Source organism: Brevibacterium sp. VCM10, assembly GCF_000583215.1.
Lineage (GTDB): Bacteria > Actinomycetota > Actinomycetes > Actinomycetales > Brevibacteriaceae > Brevibacterium > Brevibacterium linens.
Map to the genome: position 1 here is coordinate 1 of NZ_JAJB01000089.1, position 6,095 is coordinate 6,095.

Annotated in this window: 4 protein-coding genes and 1 pseudogene; 4 read left to right on the forward strand and 1 reads right to left on the reverse strand. The window is 52.5% G+C overall.

Annotated features, from left to right (window positions below; genetic code table 11):
* The 3 genes from AD89_RS0117130 to AD89_RS19780 all read left to right on the forward strand — a co-directional run.
* Nucleotides 1-202 (forward strand): IS5/IS1182 family transposase (locus AD89_RS0117130; protein ID WP_025780813.1); only part of this gene is annotated, 202 nt, incomplete at its 5' end.
* Between the two features lie 856 nt (nt 203-1,058).
* Nucleotides 1,059-2,246 (forward strand): HNH endonuclease signature motif containing protein, encoded by a 1,188-nt coding sequence (locus tag AD89_RS0117135; RefSeq protein WP_155807507.1) that lies wholly within the window; start codon nt 1,059-1,061, stop codon nt 2,244-2,246.
* Nucleotides 2,247-3,229: 983 nt separating this feature from the next.
* Nucleotides 3,230-3,523, forward strand: a complete 294-nt coding sequence (locus tag AD89_RS19780; RefSeq protein ID WP_081770527.1) for a hypothetical protein — start codon at nt 3,230-3,232, stop codon at nt 3,521-3,523.
* Between the two features lie 316 nt (nt 3,524-3,839).
* Here the strand turns inward: AD89_RS19780 and AD89_RS0117145 are convergent.
* Nucleotides 3,840-4,265: pseudogene (locus AD89_RS0117145) on the reverse strand (ISL3 family transposase); the annotation flags it as partial.
* Between the two features lie 109 nt (nt 4,266-4,374).
* Here AD89_RS0117145 and AD89_RS0117150 point away from each other — a divergent pair.
* Entirely contained in the window at nt 4,375-5,952 is a 1,578-nt protein-coding gene (locus AD89_RS0117150; protein ID WP_025780818.1) for an IS1634 family transposase, read from the forward strand.
* Nucleotides 5,953-6,095 lie beyond the last annotated feature (143 nt).

Sequence of the window (6,095 nt, forward strand, 5' to 3'; positions counted from 1 at the left end):
AGGCGGGCACGCTCATCACGGCAACAAAGGCGGACGCCCGCCAGCGTTCGATGCTGGTGTCTATCGGAACCGCAACGTCGTGGAGCGTTCGTTTGCCTACGTCAAGCAATGGCGAGGGCTGGCGACGAGATACGACAAGCTCGCCATCACCTATCGAGCGGCCGTCGTGCTCGGCGCGATCCTGACCTGGCTCCGCCAATAAAGGAGACATGCCCTAGACCGCAGCGATCGGGTGGCAGAGAGTGCGGGCCTGAGGTCATGATGAATCTGATCAATCGAGCGTTGCCGTTGTTCGCATATGTTCTGCAGGCGTTCGGGGTCGGTCGATTCGCTCTGTTCTACGAGGTAGAAGTAGCGAGTGCGTTCTGCAATACCCATGCCTGAGGTCCCCGTGTACACACGGAAGTCGCATCTGGTGCTAGCTTCACCGTCGAAGATGAGAACACCGGAACACGAACGATCGATAGCGAGTGGGCCGATGCCCTCGTAGATAGAACCACACTTCGATAAGCAACGTAAACACAAGACGTACGTCTGAGCTAAATGCAATCCAACAAACTAGAATATAGAAACTTCGCACTTGATTCGGACCCCCACCCTCGATACCAACGGTCGGTCAAGGTCCTAGCAAGCGGACAAAGTCGAACCTGAAGGCTGCCGAAACTCTTCTTCTCAGGACAAAAACCCAGTGTCGGCAACCCAGTTAGACCGAGTTCAGCAATACACAGGGTAGATACCGGAGCCCCAGCAAAGCTTATCGATTTACCCAATGTGGTTCCACCTATAAGAAGCGTTCCGGGTGTTCACTACCGAACTGCGCGGTGTTAGTATGCTAAAATCACAGCAGATGTGGCTTGATGGCGTGATCCAGCATTTGTCTTCTTCCAGCAGAGATTGAGCAGTAGCGATATTGATTCTGCACTACTATGACGTAGACGGGAATGCAAACTAGGCAGGAAATTTAACGCGTAGCTCGATTAGCCGAATCGCGAAAAATGCGCACAGGTCATTCGAACCAAATAGCGTATAGAGTTGAAAACTTTGTGAGAAAGTGAGAGGTGCAAGAATTGGGCTCGACAATTGAAGAAGCTTTGTCCAGACGACTATTGGATCTCAGGCAACGCCCATATACGCGATTCATAGATCAGAAATGCACTCCGGACCTTTTATCACTAACTACAGCGCTGATTATAGATCTATACGGCGAGGGCGTTGAATTCTCCAACCCAGGACTGCAGCGCGAAGACGAAGCGCGACGCGCGTTAGCTATTGAACTTAACAAAGCATCTTCGTCTTTTACCAAAAATGAAAATAACAAATTGTTCATGCACTCGCTGAAAATGTTGAGTTATTCGGGAGTGCTGAACGAGCAAAAACGCGGAAACACCTTCTACTTCTCGATCAACAATATGCGCATTGTGAAAATGCTTGCCAATGACGAACGAAGGTGCCTGGCGTTCATTACGGAGTATATCATAGAAACTTTTGGTCAGACGGGAGCTTTGTGGATATTTCACGAATTCAGAGATTCCGAACAGGACGACGAAGCATACTCGGTATTGATGAAACGGTTCCTCGGCTTCGCCCGACAGCATATGGGTGCTGGGAAGAAAGGCGCCAATAGCGGCCTTGACCCACGGAGAATATTCCCCAAAATTCTGAATCCATTGGCAATTAGGTGGAACATGAGTGGTTCGGCTATGGGGCGTGTTTCGAAGACCAGTGTTTCTATGATGGACCTGCGGTATGGACGGATAAACACCCGCGATAAGAAGCTGAATCGATCGTCAACGACCAGTCGTAAAGAGCGAGCGGAACAGCGTTTTCAGAGTCTTGAGGACAGGCGCGAATACCGAGTGTCTCAAGCCAAGAAGAGTGTTCGCGAGCGGCACCAGGGCGTTTCTGAGATCTCTGGAGAGTTTCCGGCAACACAGGTGCACCATATTTTCCCCCGAAGTGAATTCCCAAGCCTAGCGAGCGTGCCGGAGAATCTAATTCTACTGACACCCAATGAGCATAAACTTCGCGCCCACCCAAATAATAAAACCAACAAAATAGATAAATCCTACCAGCGGACTCTTCTGTTAAAGAAATTGGAACATGTCGAAGATAGCGAATCCGCTAAAGACAAATTTTATAAAATCAAAGAGTTTGCACACGTTGTTGAGACAGGTTACGGGTTAAAGAAAGATGAACTCAAAGAGAATCCCATTTTGATTAGACGGGAACTGGAATCTCGAGGCTGAAATTTATCTCATCGATCTGTACCAACATGGAGAATTCCAGAGCAGCCGTTGGGTGAAATGTGTGGAGTACCTAAGCACGGCGCCCATGTTTCAACGGGGTCCGGATTGTGTGGGTCTCGGCAGTTCTCTATCCAGCCTCTCAAGTGTGCTGAAAGGGCGGGCCCCATCTCAGCACGACTGCGCACTCGTGCGAAGTTTGATTCCTTAGCAACACTGGGTACGGACGGGATAAGGTCCCGCTGGCCGCGAAGTCCGCGAACTTCTACGCAGTCATAGGGTGGTTAGAAATCGATGGCCTTAACGATGTGGTTACACGCGAGACGGAACCTAAAAGCTATGGATCCGTACGAGATCCGAAAGACCACGGTGTCACATGCACCGAGGTTACTCCTGCGAGACTCTTTCGAATCGAGGGGTGGCATCGTATAGTGATTTTCCACGGTGAAGCACTTGGCCTCGCCTGAAAGTGGCGGGGTGCAAGATCGCTACAATGCAAATCTGGACAGCAAGTGTGTTTACGATAGGTCCCGTACGCACAGCAGCTTGTGGTGGTCGAACTGTCCGGCGCCTGGAGAAGATTCAGCACGCTGGTCCTGCGACTGTGACGAAACCATATTCCAGCACTGGGAGGAGACAGGTGCTCAACCGAGTTTTGCTCATGGAGCAAGCGGAGCGGATTGAAGCCGAACAGCCCGAATTCCAGAGGAGCGCTTCGGAATTGAGAGAGACCGGACTGTAGCACAACCTTTCGATTGTGTCTTCCGAAACTGACTTGAATATTGAAAATACATAAACAAGATGCTAGCCAAAACAACGGGTAGCCCTTTCGGAAATACACGAGGCATCTCCCCTGATGAAGTTCAGGTCTATTCAAATGGCCGGCTCTCCTGAACTCGAATTCAACGCAGTGGCGCGCCGTGAAATAAGTGCCATGATACAGTGGGCCAGACAGGAAAGACTGAATCGTCGACGAGGATGTTGATATGAGTAAACTGATCTACGGTAAGAACAGGCAAGTCCAGTTTCTCAACGAAGAAGAAAAGCTAGAAGCATTTGAATATCTCATAAATTCAACAGACATAGAATTCCGCGACGAACAAAATCAGCATCAAGGCGCTTGGGGGCCGGAGAAGCGAATCTATTTCTATTCCGACGCAAATGTTCCCGAAAGGTTAAAGAGAAATTGGACCGGCGGTACAGGTAATGCGCAGGGGCGTATAAATTGTGCTGAACTATACGACGAAGTCTTACCACTTCGACAGTCGCGTCGACGTTGAGTATCTAGATCTACGAAGCCGCCTATTATTGTTTCAGAAACCTGCCCTAGCGTCAGTTGCTAACAAATAGATGTAGAAGACCTCTCATTAACCTAGAGTTGGCCAGGCTTGCTCATGGTGTTGTGCATGCATAACTACCAAACCCGGGGCATGTCCCGTATAGGGCGTGCTCGAAACAGCGAAACAGTGTGATGCTAATGACGAATCTCCGGGAAATCATGAAAGTTGAGCAATAGCGACTCGCCATTCAGGTATATGAACGAGTGTTTTAGTGATGTATTATGTTGGCACGTGTGAAGCGAGCTTACACGGCTCTTCATAAATAGGGCTGTAGAAGAGGTCCCAGTCCTCCAGCGTGGAGCAGAGAACGGATCAGGTAGTTGCCCCGGTTGCGGAACCCCAGTGCGATACCGCGCAGATGTTCGAGTCTGCCGTTGATCGCTTCGATTGGCCCGTTCGAGGTTCCAGGATGATCGAAGTAGGCCAGGATATCGGCCAGACGACGTTGGAAGGTTGCCCTCAGGCTCCGGAGTTCTTTGAGCTCATCAGGAATCGTTCCTGTCAGGGTGTCGATGAGTCGGTTCATGAGCTTCTTACCTTTGCTCGGTGGGGCAGCATAGGCGGCGATCGTGTCTTGATAGAACTGCCAACACACCAACAGGGCAGCATGATTGTCGGCGGCGAAGACCGAGTTGAGGCGGTGCTTCTGCTTGCCGGTAAGCAAACCGACGCGGGTGCGAACCTGACTTGCTTCACTTGGCCTGATTTTGAGTTGTGATTCGGCGTCGGTGCTGGTGAGAGTGCTGATATGCGCGAAATCGGGACACTAAACGAGTCCGTAGAATGGGTGTATGAGCCTGCGACTGAGGAAAGTCCCGACCGCGTCCGGGGCAACCGCGGTCCAGATCGTGACGAAACGCCACGGCAAACTCACCGTTATTGAACACCTCGGCTCCGCCCACACCCCGGCACCGTTAGCAGCTCTCGAAGAAGCCGGTCGCGAGAGAATCAACGAGTCCCCCGGACAACTGTCTTTGGACCTCGACACCGGAAATAAGGTCTCTGCTGGTTCGCGTCGACGTGTGAAGGGATCGGCATCGCGTCTGCTTATCGATACGATCCGCACTGCCTACGACAGGCTCGGCTTCCGCGTCGTTGATGACGAAGCCTTCTTCCAGCTCGTCCTCGCTCGCATCGTCGAACCCACATCGAAGTCCGACAGCATTCGAGTCCTTGACGAGCTCGGGGCCGATACCAAACATCGCAGCACGTTCACCCGGTGCCTGCAGCGAGTCAATGCTGATGCGTACCGAGAAACCATCGCGGAGAAGTGCTTCGACTATTCGGTCGCGACGACAGGGATCTCTTTGATTCTCTACGACGTGACGACTCTCTATTTTGAGGCAGAGAAAGAAGACGAACTGCGCAAGGTCGGCTATTCCAAAGAACGACGAGTCGACCCGCAGATCGTTGTCGGCCTCCTCGTCGACCGGACCGGGTTCCCGTTAGAGATCGGCTGTTTCGAAGGCAACAAGGCAGAGACGTTCACGATGATCCCGATCGTCAAGGGATTCCAGGACCGTCACGGGGTTACCGATATGGTCATCGTCGCTGATGCTGGAATGCTCTCAGCTGCGAACCTGAAGGCCATCGATGACGCAGGGCTGAGATTCATCGTGGGCTCACGGCAGACGAAGGCACCGAATGATCTGGCGACCTTCTTCACCTGGAACGGCACGAACACCGACGACGGGCAGCTCGTCGATACCCTGACCCCAAGGGCCACCGTCGCGTTGAATAAGAACCGGACGCTGACTCGTGCCGAACCTGTATGGTCACCTGAAGACCATCCGCACGCTTGGCGGGCAGTGTGGCAATACAGGCGGAAACGAGCCGTGAGGGACCGGGAGACGCTGAATCTGCAACGCAACCGCGCGATGCGAATCATCGATGGGGATTCGAAACCGAAAGCAGCACGGTTCGTCAAAGCCAAGGGGTCGACTAAGGTCTTTGATGAGGCTGGTTATGACAAGGCCGTCGGGTTGGCCGGCTGGAAAGGCTACGTCACGAACATCGCCGCGAACGTGATGTCGGCCAACGACGTCGTTGGTTCTTATCATGACCTGTGGCATGTCGAGCAGTCAATTCGGATGTCGAAGACCGACCTTCGAGCCCGCCCGATCTTCCATCGCACTCGTGACGCGATCGAGGCGCACCTGACGGTTGTGTTCACGGCGTTGGCCGTATCGAGGTTCATGCAGGAAGCCACGGGGATGTCCTTGAAGAAGATCGTGACCACGCTGCGGCCGCTGCGTGAGTTCGTGGGCGAGATCGATGGTCACGAGCTCGTGTTCCCACCCGAGCTTCCGGCATCGGCCGCGAAGTTGATCGAAAACGTCGAGAATTTCAGGCCAGGACCGGGACACTAAAGTGAAGCAACTCAGGTCTGAGGTCCAGAAAGAAGCGAATTTTCACGTATAGTACGCCCGACTCATCTTGCAAAACTTGCTGCATTAAGACAGCGGGTCAAAATCGAGTTTGAGACTGAATGTTGTTCGGAAGCGGCATTCGG

Bases quoted from the DNA above. Each gene is read 5' to 3' on its own strand.
- AD89_RS19780 (WP_081770527.1), top strand. From the start codon at position 3,230: ATGAGTAAACTGATCTACGGTAAGAACAGGCAAGTCCAGTTTCTCAAC.
- AD89_RS0117150 (WP_025780818.1), top strand. From the start codon at position 4,375: ATGAGCCTGCGACTGAGGAAAGTCCCGACCGCGTCCGGGGCAACCGCG.